We start from the raw sequence: 17,541 nt of genomic DNA on the forward strand, positions 1-17,541 counted from the left end.
CCGGAATGTTTTATCCTAGATTTCTAGACTCGGTCACTTCCCGATTTCAGGTCGGACCGAAACCGACTCTTACCTTTTCCCTGGCTTTCCTTCTTTTGTCCCTTCTTTTTTATGATTGCGGAAAAGCGGAGAGAAGTCCCGAAAAACTGGTATTTTCACTACCTTCTGATCCAATCTCTTTAGATCCTATCCGATCCACTGACTTATCTTCCAGAATTGTTCTAAAATATATTTACCCTAGACTTTTTGAGATAAATGGAGAAGGTAAGATTCTTCCTTCTTTAGTGAAATCATATAAGTTAGCAGAAGGTCCCTCATCCAAGGTCAGAAGATTAATTTTGGAACTTCACATTGATTCAAAATTGAATCCAAGTCCTCAAACAGTTCTTGGATCTCTAGAAAGATTAAGAAATACTCCAGGCCCAAGGAGAAATACATATTCTTTTTTAAAAGGTGGAAAGGTTCTCTCTGATTCCAGTTTGGAAATTTATTTTGAAGGCGGTTTGAGGGAAACTTTAGAAAAACTTTCATTGCCTCAAGCTTGGATCTATTGTGGTCCACCTGAATCAGTTTGTGGTGATTTTAAATTAGTAGAATGGAAAAGAAACAATCATCTTCGATTAGCTGCAAATCATCCTAACGATTTGGGCTCGGAGATTTTGTTTCGAGTTCTTCCGCAGGCAAGCACAGGATTGTATTTATATTTCAAAGATGAATTGGACTTAATGAAATTGCCTGTCTTCCTTCTCAAAAACTCATTAGTAAAAGAAGATCATATTTCAGTTCGAAAAGGAGGAGGAGTTCAATACATAGCGATCAACGCGAAAGAACCCTGTTTCGATAAGAATTTTAGAAAAGCATTAAATTATTCTGTAGATAAACGTACGATTATCCAGGTGTTATTAGAAGGCAAGGGAGAAGTTTCCGTAGGCCCATTTCCAAAATCTGTATCTGATTCCTGGACTTCTTCTGAAGAAATTTATCCTTATGATCTTGCGAAAGCAAAAGAATTACTCTCTAAGTCAGTATGTTATCCTAAAATTTTAGAAAGAGAATTAGAATTTAGGATGAGAGGAGACGAAGAGAATCAAGCAAACGGTGCTGCGATCGTACAAAACCTGAAAGAGTTAGGATTAAGGATTAGGATTCTTCCGATGGAAAAAGCTGCATTATATAAAGAGAATGGAGAAGGAAAGGGAGATCTAACATTATTATTTTGGTATGCAGATCTTCCCGGTCCATTTGCATTTTTAGATCCATTATTTGCGGGGGATCGATTTGGAAATGGAGGAAACCGTGCCTTCTACTCTAATCCCAAAATGGAAAAAATTTTCCGAGAGATCAGGTCCACCGACAAAACGGATATTAGTCCTCAGATCAAAGAGGCATTTTCACTTTTAAGCGAAGATGCTCCTTGGATCTTTTTATGGTCCCCTTATGAGTTATATCTAGTCGGGGACCGTTTGCCAAAAGATCTTAATCGTCGTTCGGATCTTCCTTAATTTCAGGAAGATCTAATTCAACCGCATCTTCTCCGGAAAGAGCTTCCTCAGAACCATTTGTGGTATTTGCCCCCTCTGTTTGGGTAACCGCAGGAGTAGGCGTACCTCCGCCTGGCTGGTCTCCTACATAATAGTACTGTCCATATAGAGGATGTTTACATTCTGCTTCATTTGATAAAAGTCCACCGGTTTCTGCACAGATATCCACTTTCACATAATCGCCGTTAAATGGAGTGATTAAACTATCACCAAAACCTAATGTTCTGGCAACATGAGAAACATATCTAAACCAAATAGAACCACTTGTTCCGGAACCAGAACCAGGGAAAGGAGCACCTAAGTCGTTACCAACCCACACCGCAGTGACTAAGTTGGGATTTACGCCTGCAAACCAAACATCTCTTACTCCTTTTCTGGAGCCCCATCGTTTCTGTGCTTCTTTGGGGGATTGAACTGTTCCTGTTTTTCCACCAAGAGGGAATTTTTCTCCATCTTTTAACGCGATCTTGAGTGTACCTTCTTCTGAAACAACTGCTTCTAATAAGTTTAAGGTCATAGCGCAGGCAACAGGGTCTAAAATTTGTTCTGCTTCTTTCGGATCCGGAATATTATTCATATAGAGTTCGGAACCTTCGAAATCAGTGATCCTAAGTATTTCCACAGGTTTTACTTTTTTACCGTTGTTCGCAATTGTTGCGTATACAGTCGCTAGTTCCTTGGGAGACAACTCTCCGGAACCTAGTGCCAATGTAAGATTATGTTGAAACCTTCTACTCAGCTCCGAGCTATCTAAATCTAAAATTTTTCCGAGAGTGTGGATAAAATCGCCGACGCCAATTTCATCCATAAACTTAACAGCAACTGTGTTCACCGATTGAGCAAATGCAGTTCTGACCTGCATTGCACCTCTATGGCCTTTATACCAGTTTTTAGGAGCGTAACCTCTGATCTTGATCGGCTCATCTACAACAATGGAAGTAGGTGTAGCTATCCGCTTTTCGAATGCCATCAGATATACAAGCCCCTTGATAACGGAACCTGGTTGTCTTACCGCTGAAACTGCACGATTGAGTCTAAATATATTAGAAATTTTATAACTACCAACCATTGCTTCCACATATCCATTTGTAGGATTGATGGAGATTAAACTTCCGTTCATATTTTCGATGATCTTATTTTGTTTGGAAACTTCTTCTGTTTTACCAGATTTTATGAAATTTGCTTTATCTTCGGAAAGTTTTTTGCGGACAGCTTCTATTCCTTCTCTGAGAGAACGTTCTGCAGCTTCTTGTTTATCATAATCTAAGGTGGTATAAACATTCATACCACGACTTTCTAAATCTATCTCTGAGAAGTTTTCGATCACGAATTGGCGGATTCCAAAATTAAAATCAGAAGCCAGATTGATCGTAAAATCCTTATCAAATCCATATTTTCCGATCTCGGAGGTAATGACTACTTTGTCCTCGTCTTCCTTAGTTTCTTCTACCACATAAAAAGATTTGAACTTACGGATGTTCGCATCTACCTTCTTATCAAAATCTTTTTCAATAGATTTAGGATTTGGATGAAGGTTTTGGTTTTTGCCCATGACAGTCATAACCATCTTCTGCCTTTTGAGCGCTATCTTAGGATTTCTGACGGCATTATAGTTAGAAGGAGCCGGAATTGTTCCCACGAGCAGAGCCGCTTCTGCAGGAGTTAATTCATATGCAGGTTTATTAAAGTAATAACGAGAAGCCTCTTCCACTCCAGTATTTCCTTCTCCCAAGAAAATACGATTTAGATACATAGCTAAGATCGTATTTTTATCAAACTTACTTTCTAAGTAAAATGTGCAGTAAAATTCGGTGAGCTTATTGAACACATTTCGAGCGCCCAGATCCAAAGTGAGCTTTGCTAATTGTTGAGTAAGAGTAGAACCACCTTGCTTTTGGAAAGTGGTGAGGTTTACAATGATTGCCCTAAGTAATGCAGTGAAATTTACACCATTATGTTCGTAAAAGTCTCTATCTTCAGAACTGAGCAAGGCCCATATTATATTTCCATGATTTGCTAAATTATCAGTGCGAATTGGTCTGAATTTTCTGCGGGAAAATTCGCCGATCAATTTTCCGTTTTTATCTAAGATGCGGATCGGTTTGATCTCATTTGGATCGTATGCATCCGAAACTTCTCTCTGGAAAGTTTCTAAATTGCGGGCAACTTCTTCCTGTTTGGTGAGCCATACTACGTAGGATCCTCCAATCAAAAACGAAAAGACTACGATCCCGGAAATGATCGAATATTTGAGGATGGATCTCCAATTTGTTTTAGAATATTGGAGGATAGAAGTTAAAATTCCAAGGATACGATCTTTGATGTTCATAAGGTCCGTCGGTCGGTTTTCCGTTGTAAGTTAGGGAAAGAAAAGGACTTTTTTGCAGATTTTTGTCCGGATTCACCCATCTTATGTCGGTAGAAAACATATCCTGAAACAGCGAAAGAACGGACAAATAAAGAACGATTCTGGTAGACAGTTCCTAAATTCTATGTCCAATAAAGTTTTGCTTTGGGCAATCGAAGACTTAGAACAATGGAAGACCTGCCTTACAAAAAAGAAATTTCTCTCCGCCATCATTCTCCTTTCCCCACAAAGACTGAGATCTGGCCAAAGGTAAAACTATTATTCGGAAGAGAAGGAATTCCTACAGATCTATCTCATCTCTATTTGAATGAGCCTGGGGAATCCTGGGCCAATCTGGGGTATTGGGAGCACACAAAAGAATATGGAACTGCCTGCGCGAATTTAGCGGAACATTTGGGGGCATTAGCTGGTTTGGATGGCGACTCTAAACTTTTAGATCTTGGATTTGGATGCGGGGATCAATTTAAAATTTGGGAAAATACATTTGGAGTAAATGTTTCGAATATTTACGGGATCAATATTTCTAAGATCCAAATTGAATTCGCAAAAAGACGTTATGAGGGTAGAGGCAGTTCTCCTAATTTAATATTAGGAAGTGCAGAAGGTTTATCAGAATTCGAAGATAGAACCTTTGATGCTGTGCTTGCTTTAGATAGTTTGTATTTTATGCCAAATCGAAACCGATTGGTTGGAGAAATTTATAGGATCTTAAAACCAGGAGGAGTATTTGTATCTGCAGAGATATTGCTTTCTGATCGAAAAATTTCTTATTGGGAAACCTTCAAAAGAAATTTGATCTCAAAAATGGCAAAGATGTCTTCTGATCTCAAAAAGGTAGAAGGTATTGTCTCAGAATATTCCGCTATAGGATTCAATTTCGAAGTTTTAGAAAGAATAGACCCGTTTGTATTTCCGGGATTTTCTCAATTCATATTAGAAAAGATTAAATCAGAAAAGAAGATCCCTAAAAGGCTCGCAGGAAGATACGAGATGTTAGGGGAATACTTCGGCTCCGAAACGATCAAAAAACATTTTGAATATTGGATCTACAAAGTCAGAAAACCTGAATAAATTTTAAGATTTTAGAGAACCTTCTACCCATCTTTTTACGTCGAGGGATGTAGAAACCCCTGCTTCTAAAAGTGGCATTCCATACTTAGCATATGAACCGCAAAGCCATACTTTTTTGTCCGGAAGTTCTTGCAGTTCTTTCAGCTCTTCTAAGATTTTTCGAGAGGCAAGATCAATTACAGGCCTTTCGAATTTTGATCTGCTGATAAAATCTTTTTCGTTCGGTTCTACGAGTGGGTTCCAGGTTTGGAATACGGCCTTACCTTTCATGGAGGGAAGAACCTTGTTCAAAAGGATAGTAGCAGTTGCAGTAGAACTATCTTGTGAGAGAGAGAAACACATTGGTGCCCAATGCCTTTTCTGTTTGGGCATGAACTTTTCATCTGAATGAACTACAACTTCAGAAGCTTCATATTTAAGTTTAGAAAGTAGATCTTTTTCTTTAGAATATTCGTCGGGAAGAATAGAAATGGCCTGGTTTGCAGGAGCTGCAACAACTACTCTATCAAAAAGTTCCTCTCCATTATTAAAAATAAGTTTTACTTTATCTTTTTCTAAAACGATCTTTTTTGGATCTGTGCTCAAACGTACGGAAGAAGTTCTTTTAGAAAGTTTTTCAGTAACATCTCTGGTTCCTTTCTCCGGAGTTAAAAATCTGAGGAACTTTAAGCCACTAGAATGATAACCTACTACGACCTCTGCGGGATAGTTTTTGGCACTTTCAGAAGTGCAGGTATTGATAGTGGAGAACATAGGGATCAGATAAAGATCTTCGAATTCCACAGAATAGCCAAACCTGCTTAAGAACTGAGAAATAGTAAGTTGTTCTCCTTCTAGTGATTGTAGTTCTCTTTCAGATTCTTCGTAAAAACGGATTGCATCTGAAAAAATACGTCTAGAAGTTTTATTAGAAAAACAAACCCAGTAAGGGATCGGAACAAAATTGCCTCCGATACCCAAAGTAGAAAAACCGAAATACGTAGTACCGTCTCCGTAATTTAGGGAAAACGAATAGTCTACCGGTCTTACTTCGATGCCTGCTTCTTTATATAGATCTAAAAGGCAGGGATAATAATTTCGTTTAAATGCTCTAAAAGGAACATCTACTCGGATAGAATGTCCGTTGGAAAAAAGATCGGTGCCATGAGCATCCATACCGACCAAAGGATGTTTTTCTATAAGTGAGACTTCGTGTTCTTTGCCCAAGTACCAAGATGCACTTAAGCCGGCGATTCCACTGCCGATGACCGCTATTTTCATTCCGGATTAAAATCCTTTCTTAAAACAAAAATACAAGGTAAAACCTGAATTTAAGGAAGGAATGCTACAAAAAAGGAACCGAACGATCAGTCTACAATCTGTAACACAACTCTTCTATTCCTTTGACGGTCCGAAGCGTTATCATTGGAAGAAATTGGTTGGCTATCTCCAAAACCTTGAGTCCTAACTCTTTCACTGTCGATTCCATGTTTTGCGATCAAATAGTCTGCCACCGCTTTTGCTCTGTTTTCTGAAAGTTCCAGGTTCCGTTCCTTTTTGCCTACGTTGTCCGTATGACCTTCGACGGAGATTTTGAGTTTAGGATTCGATTTTAAAAAAATCCCTAAACGATCCAGCTCAGGTTCAGAATCCTTGGAGATCTCGAATTTGTTTGTCTCAAAAAATAAATTGTTTAGCAGAATTTGTCGACCCACCGCCAGAGCCGGAAGACGAAATTCTACATCTAATTTTGCGTCTTCTTGTTTGGATTCTGTAAGGTCGATATTTCTGGAAACGGAAAGATGGCCTGGCTTCTCCGCATAAAAACCATATTTTTCGCCATATGGCAGGACTAAACTGAATGAACCGGTTTTAGTATCACTTTTAGCACTTCCTCTTTTTTCCAAACGTGTTAAGGATTCATAATGTATTTCTGCCCCTAATGGATTCCCTTCTTCATCCAAAACTTTTCCGTTGATCACAACAACAGGGTTTGGCCGGAAATCACGGGGAAGATAAGCCATGTAAAGCTGACCTTCTTTACTTACATATGCCCAGTCGCTATTGACTGGAATAGAGAAGAAGTTTACACCTTTTAGATTGGCAGAGACTTCTACAGGTTTAGTCCAATTGTCCCAGCCTTCTCCGATTCTTTTAGTTACATATACTGAAAGACCTTTATGTCCGTCGCTGCAGAAATAAAGAGTTCTATCATCCCCAGCTAAAAATGGAGCAGTTTCCTCGGACGAAGTATTTACAACCTCTCCTAAGTTTTTTCCAAGAGAGAAGGAACCATCTTCCTTTTGGATACTCACGTAAAGATCCAACTTTCCATAAGAATCAGGTTGTTGAACTGAATAGATTAAAATCCTTCCGGAAGAAGAAAGAGTAGAACCACCAAAAACGGAAGTATTATTTTTCAGATATATATTTGAAAACTCCGGAAAGTTGATCGCCTTGGGATAAGACCAACTTCCTTTATCCTTATAACTTTTATATAATGGAACTGTTGCCTTATTTTGGAGCTGAGTGAGTTTGCGAAGATATTCGTAAGCGAGTTGTTCTTCCTTCAAACGGAATTCCATCTCGTCCCTTGTTTTTTTTCTCAGCTCTTCTCTTTTTTCTTGGAACTCAACCTGGATTTTATGAGTAGCCTCGTCATCACCAAAGGAACCAAAAACGAATAATTCATTATTACTGGGAAGAACTGCAATTACTGCTGAGTTCAGATCGTTATTCAAAGGAGCCGGCATCTCTTTTCCGTCTCTCCAAAACCCTCTGTCGTCTTTCTCTGCAAACCAAATCCTTTGGGTACCTGATTTGCCCTTGCTAGAATACACTGTCCAGAAGATGGATTGTCCGTCAGGAGTCACAGTGGGATTAAAAGCGAAGTAACCTCTATTCACATAGTTAGGAATTTTTTTCAAGGTCCAATCGGCAAGACCCTTGGATTCTGAAAAAGGATAGGTCTCATAACGTATCGGATCACAATTTTCGCCTCTCATTTGGCATAGAACACGAATGGTTTGATTATGAAGCCTGGAAAGTTCAGGACTCAGATCGTTGGAAAGGACTTGGATGAACTCGTTACCAGTGCCTAACATTCTACCGAATTGTAGAAGTTTACCTTCGACAATCTTTTCCTCGGCAAGAAGATCCGAAGAGAAAAATAGAAAAATAAAAGAAAGTAAAACAGGAAGAAGACGGTTCATATTATATGTTTCGGAGAATAATATCTGAGCCGGAAGAGGAGAAAAGAAAAAATTAATATAGGGAAGGGATCAGACGATCCGGTCGGGAAAAAATTTGCGGATCAGAAAAAGACCGACCAATATAACAACAAAATTGAAAGTAGAAGAAACAGGAATAAAGACTAGCTTAGGAGGCACTTTGTCCTTAGACTTGCGACGGCTTGCAGTAAAAGCCGCCCCAAAACTCAAAACTAAGCCGGATATAAATGAAATCTCAGGCAGATCCTTCTCATCATAAAGATAGGAGCTCAAACTTTCCGAGACTACTACGGTTTATAAACTTAATTACAGCTACAAGCGGAACCTTTTCCTCCAATTGATTGAGCGTAATTATCAGCATCCGAAGAATAATCGAATTCTTTTAGAAGACATACATTGGATCCACGAGCGGATTTCATCTGGTCTAAAGTGCGGGAATCCGCTTCAATTTTACCGTCAGCGCAAAAGACGCTGTATTTAGTATTCGCTTGGACTTTTGAAGAAGAGAAAGCTAAACCCAAAATCAAAATACTTCCACAAATTGCTAGCCATAATTTGAACATAAAGAAACTCCAAAAACTAAAAAGCGAGAATACCTTCTTCTGAAGCTCTTTCAATAAATTTTTGACTTAAATAAAAGATAAAGATCCTACTTTTACGCGCAAAAGAAATCAGATCAATTGTATACGAGGATTTGAAAAGAAGGTCAGAATAGTTTGTAGGAGTTCCAACAACAGAGGAATCTTGCCATGTTGGAACTCCTACAAAAGGGAAAAAATTCAATACGTAAAAGTATAAGCCCAGTAAATCAGAAGTAATTGTAAAGGAAGTCTTAAAATTAGTGCCCAAGTAGGAGGGTCTTTTCTGGTTCTTGACTGAAAATGATATACGTTAGCTGGAAACACAGCTATCAAAAGAAACACCACACCCCACGCAGCTAATACTTTAGTTTGAGGAAAGAAAAGCCCAATGCCCAAAGCGATCTCTGCAATGCCGCTAAGTTGGACCATAAGTTTATGATAAGGAATCCAAGGTGGCATGATCCGCATATAAAATTTAGGGATCACAAAATGAAGAATGCCGGCGATCGTATAAATGGTCGCCATGATCCAGAGACTGATAGATTTAGCGTCTAGGTTTTCCATGGAAAACCATGATAAGACAACTATGGTGACAAGGTCTGCCTTTTTTCTCTGTTTTTATTACGAAACCTTCTCTGTCTAGAATGAGAAGACTTATTGGCGATCTTTAGGAAGGTGAGATATTTTTCTCTGGTGACGAAGGGACGATTTCTTTCTCGATGATCCGTACGAGGTCCGGGAAATTTCAGCATAGGCTTTACTCCTTGCCGTTAAATTTGCCAGTCATTATAGTAAGGGCAAAGAAAGTACAAGCGAAAAAAAGGATCTTCAAAAAAATTCCGAAACAATTTATTATACAAGTTTGGGCGCGTCCCTTGCAATGCAAGGGTCGGTCTTTTACGGACTCGCGGAGTCCCGCTCGGTCCTTCGGACCGGCTTCGCCGTCCTGCAAAGACCTCGCGCGCTTGTTAAAGAGAAAAATTAAGGAATAGGAAGCCCTAATTCTTTTTTGATTAATTCATATACCTGAGCATGAGTAGAATGATGGATCTTTTTGTTTTGGCAACTTTCTATCAAAAAACTCTTAACTTTCGCCTTGTCATTAGGGTAACGGCCGGCAACATAATTAATCTCATGTTCTTGTCCGCAATTGAATAATTCATGATCAGAAGGCATTTTATTCACCTCGTAATGGATTTAAAACGTCATGATTTTTGAATATCGAAAAGGGGTGGTCAATTAGATTTTGAACTTGGTATGTCTTATTTTGCAGTATGATCACATATATAATAGTAATGGAAGGGATTCGATACAGTGAAAGAAATTAATCGTAAAAGATTTATAAAATCAATTATAGCGTTATTTGTTGCAGGCCTGGCCCCTAGATTGCTTGGCGAAGAAAAATACGATATTAATCCCAAATCAAATTTTCAATCCGTATATTTGGATCAGAAATTAAGAGAAGAATTTTATCTTTTTTTAAAGAATGTATATCATCTATATCCTGAAGATCAATTTCATAAACTAATTATAGATATAGTAAAAACCCAAAAAACAGATAAGGACATTTATGAAACGATCATGTCTGAGCTCCCAGGAATTAAACCTTTCGCAGGGGTAATTACATATGCGCTTCCTTCTCTTAAAAAACAAAAAGAAGAAATGTACGACCAAACGAAAAAACTTTTGGGAAACGCGAGACCTTATAACGGGTACATGGAAATCGGAACAACTGGTCGGTATGCGAAAGGTCTCAAGAAGAAATTAGGAATACAAGGCAAAGTTTATGTTCTGAATGATTTAGAGCCCAAGTATAGTGCGGAAGATTTGGCTGAGAGAGGACAATTTTTTAAAGCAGGAACTTTTATACAGATGGGAAATTATGACTCGATTCCTACAGATAAAATCCCGTCGGAAAGTTTAGAGCTGATCACTAATTATATAGGATTTCACCATTCTCCAACGGAAAGGTTGAATGGATTTATTTCATCTATCCATAGGATTTTAAAACCTGGCGGAAAGCTTGTATTAAGAGATCATAATGTATATTCAGAAGAGCTGAGATACATAGTAGCTTTAGCTCATGATGTTTATAACGCAGGTTTGGAAATTCCATGGAAAGAAACCTCCGCTCAAATTCGCAATTTCACTTCTTTGGGAGAAATTCAGGAAAAATTATATGGGTTCGGATTACAATCTATAGGAAACCAATATCTCCAGAATGGAGATCCAACAAAAAATACATTGATGGCTTTTGTAAAAATTAAATGAAAAAAATTATCCTTCTCTTATTACTATTTTCGCCCTATTTATATTCGAGTCCGGTTATCGTAAATGATGTTACTCAGATCAATCCGATCTCTGTTTCAAGAGTGGAAACTCCTAAATCTATAGAAGAAATTCAAGATTTGGTAAAAGCGCATTCGGGAACAATTTCTATCGGAGGCGGAAGGTTTTCCATGGGAGGTCAGATTGCCACCGAAAACGCGTTGTTCATAGATACTCGCGAATTCGATCAGATTTTAGATTTTGATGAAAAACAAAAAAAGATCCGGGTCCAATCCGGGATTACCTGGAGAAAAATACAGGAATTCATAGATCCTTACAACCTTTCCGTTAAGATTAAACAGACTTATTCCAACTTTACAGTTGGTGGTTCCCTAAGTGTAAACGGGCATGGGAGATATATGGGCCAAGGTCCTTTGATCCTATCAGTAGATTCCATTAAGATTGTATTAAGTGATGGAAGGTTAGTAACCGCAAGTCCTAAAGAAAATCCTGAGATTTTTTACGCATCGATCGGTGGCTATGGAGGAATAGGAGTTATCGTTGAGGCAGTTTTACAATTAGCAGACAATTCTAAAGTCTCTCGTTCTGTGAAAAAGCTTCCAATTACCGAATATAAAAAATTTTTTTTCGAAAACGTTCGAACAAATCCAAAAGCAATTTTTCATAACGGAGATATATATCCCCCTGCATACGAAAATGTAAATGCGATCACTTGGGCAGAAACAAATGAAGAAGTGACAGTTCAAGATCGCTTGGTTCCGGTAAAAGAAGAATACTGGATGGAAAATATCATGTATTTTTGGCTAACCGAACTTCCTTACGGTAAGGAGTTTAGGGAATACATATACGATCCAAATTTTACCACAGGTAAACGTGTAGTTTGGAGAAATTTCGAAGCTAGTTATGATGTAAAAGAACTGGAACCTCCGACTAGAAAAATCAGCACATATGTATTACAAGAATACTTCGTTCCTGTGGAGAAATTCGACGAGTTTTATCCTAAGATGAGAGAAGTTCTGCAGAAACATGATGTAAACGTAATGAATATATCCATTCGCCATTCGTATAAAGATTCAGGTTCTTTTATGGCTTGGGCTAGATCGGAAGTGTTTTCTTTTGTGATCTATTATAAACAAAGAACCTACCCTTCTGCAAGAAATGAAGTTGGTATTTGGACAAGAGAATTAATAGACGCAGTTATCTCTGTAGGCGGTGCTTATTATTTGCCTTACCAACCTCATGCAAATCAAATGCAATTTGAAGCCGCGTATCCTAATTCTAATAAGTTTTTCGAATTAAAAAGAAAGTTGGATCCAAGTTACAAATTTAGAAATAAACTTTGGGATAAATATTATTTTCCTGATCCAAATGACCAAAAGATTCGTTCTAAACTGGACTCGAATAAAAGTTATCGAAGAAATGAAGATCAAACGTTCTTAACAGTTCCTGAATGGTTTATAGTATTTAGCTCGGATGAATATGCTAAGTTTCAGAAACATTCTCCTCCGAGCGACTTTCCATATTGGAAAAGTATAGGTCAGTTCTGGAAGATTTACGGGAACGTAATTCGAAATACCTGGGAATACGAAACAAATTGGGGATATCATCTAATGATTTGTGTTATCGGGGTTAGTTATTCAGGCGAGCTTGCACTAAAAAGTCTTTATGAAAATACGATCGGAGTTTTTACGGAATGGATAGACTCCCGTAAAGAAATTAACGAAAATAGAAAGGTAGAAGCTTACATACAATGGGTAGCTCAAGATTACACAGATTTTGTAAGACTAAAGCCATGGTATGAATATCCTTTCTATTCCAAGTTTCTAGAATTCATAAAAATCGAAGATGGAAACGGCCCCGGTAGTATCCGTAGATGGGAGAGAAGGATTTTTTTCTCTATGGAGCTTCTTGCAAAAGCAGGCTACGGATGGCTGATCGGTTTAGGGACAGGGGCAGTCTATGAGCCGGAAAATTTTCATATTCTAGCTTGGGCGGACCAAAACGGTAGCGGGAATATTATCTCGATTCCACGTTATGAGCCATTTACAAAAGAAGTTCCGATATTAGTGGAAAAGGGGATATCCTTTAAGGAAATTGCGGGGAATAAAAAAATCGTTATGACGATTATTTCATCGGAGGATCAAAATTGGGAAGATCAGAAAATACTTTCTTCCTGGCCGATCCTTACCGAACCAGGCAAAAAGAGGACTGCATTAATTTTGCCAGTTGATCAATTACATTTAATGATCATATACTGTAAGCAGAATGGGCTTTTAATAGATCATATATTCGATTATTAGAATAAAGATTGAATTATACTTTTAGCCCCTGGCCATCTGTATTTTCAACTTGATCGCCTTCTTAGATCTCACAGATTTTTTCTTAGAGAGAGAAAGTTTAGAGTAAGTCATCTCTAAAGAATCTGTAACATCTTCCCAGGTGCAAGAGGCCGCGATCTTTCTTGCGGCTATGCCGAGTCGCGCTGCCAACTTTTTATTCTCCGCGAGAAGACAGGATTGTTCTATAAATTCTTCTTCTTTATCAAAACCGCAAAGTAGAGCCGACTTTCCGTGTTTGAGATGTTGGTTTGCTGCAGCGTAGTCATAAGCAACGATAGGAAGTCCGGATGCCATCGCTTCTACGATTACGTTTCCGAAAGTTTCAGTGAGGCTTGGGAATAGAAATAGGTCTCCGGTCGCATAATGTTCTGCTAGTTCTTTTGCTTTTCTCATTCCTCTGAATATGAAATCTGGATTTTCCTTTTGTAGTTTTTCTTTGGAAGGTCCGTCTCCTACTAAGACCAATTTTGCACTTGGAACTCTGGTTTGTAGTCTGCGGAATGTCCTTACTAATAAGTCCAGATTTTTCTCCGGAGCTAATCTTCCTACGTATAGGACCCCTAATTCGGATGGTTTTAATCCCCATTCCGTTTTTAGTTTGGAATTCCTTCGAGCAGGATGGAATAGATCCGAATCGATTCCTCGGGAAACCACTTGCACATTAGTATAGCCTTGAACGGTTAACTGCTCTCTGATTTGAGCTGTTGGCACCAAGGTCATCTGCGTTCTATTATGGAGCCCTTTTAGATACTTATGGACTAGTTTTCCTGCGAATCCGAACTTATAATATTTTGCGTATGCGTGGAAATTCGTTCTAAAATCGCTGATGATAGGAATTCCAACATGTCTGGCTGCTCTAACTGCGGACCAGCCGAGTGGGCCTTCTGTTACCACATGCACTATATCAGGTTTTTCTAATTCGATTAACCTGCGGAGAAGATATTTTTCAGGGAATCCGAATCTTAGATCTTCGTACAAGGGGATTTTCGCTCCTCTTACAAGTACTTCTCTATAGTTATTGCTTGCAGTTGCGTAATCGTTATGACCTTGTTTTGGACGTACGAGAATTACCTCGTGACCTCTTTGTAAAAGATCCCCCAACATTCTATGAAGTGTCTTGGCGACTCCGTTAATCTCAGGAGGAAATGTTTCGGTCACCACTAATATTCGAAAGGGACCTGCTTTAGGGTAGGAACTGATATATGTCGATGGAAGCATCGACTTTTGATCATCCTAAATTTTTGTATCTACTCCATGAAGAGAGTATTACTTTTTCGTTACAGAGTGTGGACCAAAGTACAAGTCACTGTTGGATCCCGGTGGCAAATGCTTTTCTCAAAAGTCTTCCGCAGTAGACGGATTCTACATAAGCCAAGCTGGATGTGGAATATCTTGCGATTATTCCGTAAGTGGTGACTGTCGAGTCTATCCAAGGATAGAATCCAAATTTTCCGGGACTACTGTATGCCGAATCATTTCCGGAAGAATCTTCTACCCAATGTCCGTAAGAATAATGTACATCTTCGAAAACGAAAGGTGAATACTTTGCCTGAGTTGGGTGTGCAGAAGGTAATGTAGGTACAAGATCTGCGCCTAAATAAGTTCGGATTGTTAAATTAGAATTTAAAATTCTTCTTAAGAACTGAGCATAAATGGAAGCAGAAGTTCTGACTCCTCCAGCAGGTTGAGGAACAGCATAGTCTATTCCTGGATTGACTCCTCCAAATAATGTGTTCCCGATCTCCGTTGCAAGTTGTGCTCGAGTGTAATTTGTAAGTGCTGGGGTTAGACCACTTGGATTCAGTGCAGCATATGCTTGGAAATGTGCTCCATTATAATAAAAGTAATTTAAATCGCCTGAATTATAATAGTCATTATTATTTGTTCCATCTCTTCCCGGGCCATTCGTGAAACATGCATTTACCGTAAGAGCTAAGTTACATTTGTTATCATTTAGGTTGTCGTAACCGGACCTCATTCTTAGATAAGATTGTTCTATGGCTGTTGGAGTTCCAACCTTCTCCAATACATAAGCTCCCCAAATCCATTTGGATGCAGATGCAATCAAAAGAGATGTGGATCCATTAATAGAACCGTTTACGGAAGAATATCCATAAGCACCATTTACATCTCCAATTTCCCAATAGAAAGCACCCAGTTTGGTACAAGTGGAGTTTTTAGTTGCAGTAGCTTCTACCGCATCTAATTGAGCTTGTTTTGTGTTATCTACGACCGTAAATTCCGAAGGAACTTTTATATTCGATAATGCTAATGTAGACATTAGGGAAGAAAGCGGATCTTCACTTGGTGGCGGAGGACAAGCAAATAAAAGGGAAACAGGAAGAAGATACAAATACTTTCGCATATAACTCTCTAACTCAATTCGACGCCTTCATTCTAGGATAACTGCCGAGCCGAATTGATTTTTCGCTTAGATCGTTTATTTTTTCTTTTTTGGCTTAACTACAGGGGCAGGATTGCGCAATTCGTTCAATTTGTCAGTCAGCCATTTTTCGGATTCTACTTCTTTTCCATCAGGGAATTTGATCTTGTAAGGAGTTCCTGTGATAGAGGATTTGCTTGCTAATCCTTTGATAAAATCCTCCGTACTGTTGATTTTACTTTTGGCTGCATCATATTTTTTAAGTAAGTGGGCTTTTGCTTCATCCAACTTATGTTCTGAACCGTTTCTGACAAAAACACAACCCTTGCAAGAATCCAAGGAAGAAACCAAAGTTTTGATCTCGTCTTCCGGTTCCGCTCCAAAAATTAAACTGGAACTCAAAATTAAAAAAGTGAATAGTAGAATGGATGAGATTTTTTTCATAGATAGTCCGGAGAATTAAATTGGATCTGCCAACTTATGGCAATCAAGTATTCGACATTCTATAATTTTCTTAGGTTCCTTTTTTTCGTGACCGTAAATATCCACTTTGTGTAGTATTCCTAAAAGGAAGACTTGGGTGAAAAAATTCGTTTTATTTTGTATATTCTTGTTTGGTCTTGCATCCCTAAATTCTCAGGAGCAGACAACTTCGCCTGAAACAAAAGATAGATCTCGTTGGGATTTGGTTTGGAGAAGTGCCGTTCTTCCAGGTTGGGGACTTCTACATGCAAAAGAATACAGAAAAGCTAGATTCACAATGGTGATTACTTCTATCTTAGTTCTTTCAGAATTAAAAGGACACAAAGAAGAAGTGGAAAGAAAAGAAGAATTCGAAAACGCAAGAAATCTATTTATCGCGTATTCTAATTTTTATCCTCAGCCAGATCATGGAACGATGATCTTTTTAGCGAATTACCAACATAGTAAACAAGATGATCTGGATGGAGTTCGTAGCAGGAATGATCTACGGTTGGCTCTTTTGGGAGCAAAGTATATTCTTCAATTAGCTTATACTTATTGGAGAGGGATCCAATGGGAAGGAGACAATTCCTCAGGCTTAAATTTGAATATTCGAACTTATTCTCAATTAGATAATAGAGATCAAGTTAGAGATTCATTTGGCATGGACCTAAGATATAGTTTTCGTTTTTAGGAACTTCTTTTCTTGGTCAATCAGTTTTCCGAATATCGATCCGACAATAAGGAACTAAAGAATAATATGCAGAAGATGAAAATGTTCATAAAGATCCAGAAGTAGAGGTAGTTGGAGAATAGTATATCCCAAGGAGGCCAAATGGAATAGACTAGATTTATATTATGAACCGGATCAGTAAAAATATAACTTAAGATTTGCGCAAAAGTATACCAAAAAAAAGCCCCGAGCCAAGGGAAAGGTGTAATACCGATCTTTCTGAAACAATAAATTGATATGATCGTATATAATGAATGCGTAAAATAAGAGAGTTTATCTAAAGGATAATTATTCAATAATTCATCAGAAAGCCATAATAGGGAACCTAAGATCGCCCAAAAACTTCCGATCCGAATTCCTTTTCGAAATCCTAATATCAGGCTTCCAGAGAGAAGGAATGCAGAAACATGACAGATCCAAAAATAATTATTCGGTTCTCGCCATAAATAATTCGTAATAACTACATAGGAAAAAAGTAATATTCCTAAAATTCTGAAATGTTCCGGATATTTCCCGAAGGGTTTCATGATTTAATTTTAGAAACTAAAATAGATCTAAGAGTTCC

At 38.3% G+C, this 17,541-nt stretch carries 16 protein-coding genes; 5 read left to right on the forward strand and 11 right to left on the reverse strand.

Annotation, left to right across the window (positions count from 1 at the left end; all coding sequences use genetic code 11):
- Positions 1–5: 5 nt before the first annotated feature.
- Complete coding sequence (locus tag B1C82_RS12845) at positions 6–1,502, forward strand: ABC transporter substrate-binding protein (RefSeq protein WP_086447936.1); 1,497 nt, start codon at positions 6–8, stop codon at positions 1,500–1,502.
- Here B1C82_RS12845 and B1C82_RS12850 read toward each other — a convergent pair.
- On the reverse strand, positions 1,477–3,870 hold the full coding sequence (locus tag B1C82_RS12850; protein ID WP_086447937.1) for a transglycosylase domain-containing protein: 2,394 nt from the start codon (positions 3,868–3,870) through the stop codon (positions 1,477–1,479). The two genes, B1C82_RS12845 and B1C82_RS12850, sit on opposite strands and share 26 nt — an antisense overlap.
- Before the next feature lie 207 nt (positions 3,871–4,077).
- Between B1C82_RS12850 and B1C82_RS12855 the strand changes: the two genes are divergently transcribed.
- On the forward strand, positions 4,078–4,980 hold the full coding sequence (locus B1C82_RS12855; protein WP_086447938.1) for a class I SAM-dependent methyltransferase: 903 nt from the start codon (positions 4,078–4,080) through the stop codon (positions 4,978–4,980).
- Between the two features lie 3 nt (positions 4,981–4,983).
- Here B1C82_RS12855 and B1C82_RS12860 read toward each other — a convergent pair whose 3' ends face one another.
- From B1C82_RS12860 to B1C82_RS12890, 6 genes are all read right to left on the reverse strand, one after another.
- Positions 4,984–6,240, reverse strand: a complete 1,257-nt coding sequence (locus tag B1C82_RS12860) for an NAD(P)-binding protein (RefSeq protein ID WP_086447939.1) — start codon at positions 6,238–6,240, stop codon at positions 4,984–4,986.
- A gap of 86 nt (positions 6,241–6,326) precedes the next feature.
- Positions 6,327–8,171: an OmpA family protein gene (locus B1C82_RS12865; RefSeq protein WP_086447940.1), complete on the reverse strand. Its 1,845-nt coding sequence runs from the start codon at positions 8,169–8,171 to the stop codon at positions 6,327–6,329.
- A gap of 69 nt (positions 8,172–8,240) precedes the next feature.
- The gene (locus B1C82_RS12870; RefSeq protein ID WP_086447941.1) at positions 8,241–8,462 is read right to left on the reverse strand and encodes a hypothetical protein; all 222 of its coding nucleotides are present in this window, start codon (positions 8,460–8,462) and stop codon (positions 8,241–8,243) included.
- A 29-nt stretch (positions 8,463–8,491) separates the two neighbouring features.
- Positions 8,492–8,752: a hypothetical protein gene (locus tag B1C82_RS12875; protein WP_086447942.1), complete on the reverse strand. Its 261-nt coding sequence runs from the start codon at positions 8,750–8,752 to the stop codon at positions 8,492–8,494.
- A 216-nt stretch (positions 8,753–8,968) separates the two neighbouring features.
- Positions 8,969–9,334, reverse strand: a complete 366-nt coding sequence (locus tag B1C82_RS12885) for a DoxX family protein (RefSeq protein WP_086447944.1) — start codon at positions 9,332–9,334, stop codon at positions 8,969–8,971.
- 417 nt (positions 9,335–9,751) lie between these two features.
- Complete coding sequence (locus B1C82_RS12890; RefSeq protein ID WP_086447945.1) at positions 9,752–9,946, reverse strand: hypothetical protein; 195 nt, start codon at positions 9,944–9,946, stop codon at positions 9,752–9,754.
- A 138-nt stretch (positions 9,947–10,084) separates the two neighbouring features.
- On the opposite strand from B1C82_RS12890, the gene B1C82_RS12895 reads away from it, so the two are divergent.
- Complete coding sequence (locus B1C82_RS12895) at positions 10,085–11,041, forward strand: methyltransferase domain-containing protein (RefSeq protein ID WP_086447946.1); 957 nt, start codon at positions 10,085–10,087, stop codon at positions 11,039–11,041.
- Positions 11,038–13,359 carry an FAD-binding oxidoreductase gene (locus tag B1C82_RS12900; protein ID WP_086447947.1) on the forward strand — a complete coding sequence of 774 codons (2,322 nt, stop codon included), beginning with the start codon at positions 11,038–11,040 and terminating at the stop codon, positions 13,357–13,359. Before B1C82_RS12895 ends, B1C82_RS12900 begins: the two co-directional genes overlap by 4 nt.
- A gap of 21 nt (positions 13,360–13,380) precedes the next feature.
- Here the strand turns inward: B1C82_RS12900 and B1C82_RS12905 are convergent, their stop codons facing one another.
- The 3 genes from B1C82_RS12905 to B1C82_RS12915 form a co-directional block, all read right to left on the reverse strand.
- Complete coding sequence (locus B1C82_RS12905) at positions 13,381–14,616, reverse strand: glycosyltransferase family 4 protein (RefSeq protein WP_086447948.1); 1,236 nt, start codon at positions 14,614–14,616, stop codon at positions 13,381–13,383.
- 85 nt (positions 14,617–14,701) lie between these two features.
- Positions 14,702–15,763 carry a hypothetical protein gene (locus B1C82_RS12910; protein ID WP_086447949.1) on the reverse strand — a complete coding sequence of 354 codons (1,062 nt, stop codon included), beginning with the start codon at positions 15,761–15,763 and terminating at the stop codon, positions 14,702–14,704.
- Positions 15,764–15,838: 75 nt separating this feature from the next.
- Positions 15,839–16,225: a YfeK family protein gene (locus tag B1C82_RS12915; RefSeq protein WP_086447950.1), complete on the reverse strand. Its 387-nt coding sequence runs from the start codon at positions 16,223–16,225 to the stop codon at positions 15,839–15,841.
- A 136-nt stretch (positions 16,226–16,361) separates the two neighbouring features.
- Here B1C82_RS12915 and B1C82_RS12920 point away from each other — a divergent pair, with 136 nt between their 5' ends.
- Complete coding sequence (locus tag B1C82_RS12920) at positions 16,362–16,937, forward strand: hypothetical protein (protein WP_086447951.1); 576 nt, start codon at positions 16,362–16,364, stop codon at positions 16,935–16,937.
- A gap of 20 nt (positions 16,938–16,957) precedes the next feature.
- Here B1C82_RS12920 and B1C82_RS12925 read toward each other — a convergent pair whose 3' ends face one another.
- Positions 16,958–17,503 carry a hypothetical protein gene (locus tag B1C82_RS12925; protein WP_086447952.1) on the reverse strand — a complete coding sequence of 182 codons (546 nt, stop codon included), beginning with the start codon at positions 17,501–17,503 and terminating at the stop codon, positions 16,958–16,960.
- Between the last annotated feature and the right edge of the window lie 38 nt (positions 17,504–17,541).

This window comes from Leptospira venezuelensis (assembly GCF_002150035.1).
In the GTDB taxonomy this organism is placed as follows: Bacteria; Spirochaetota; Leptospiria; order Leptospirales; family Leptospiraceae; genus Leptospira_B; species Leptospira_B venezuelensis.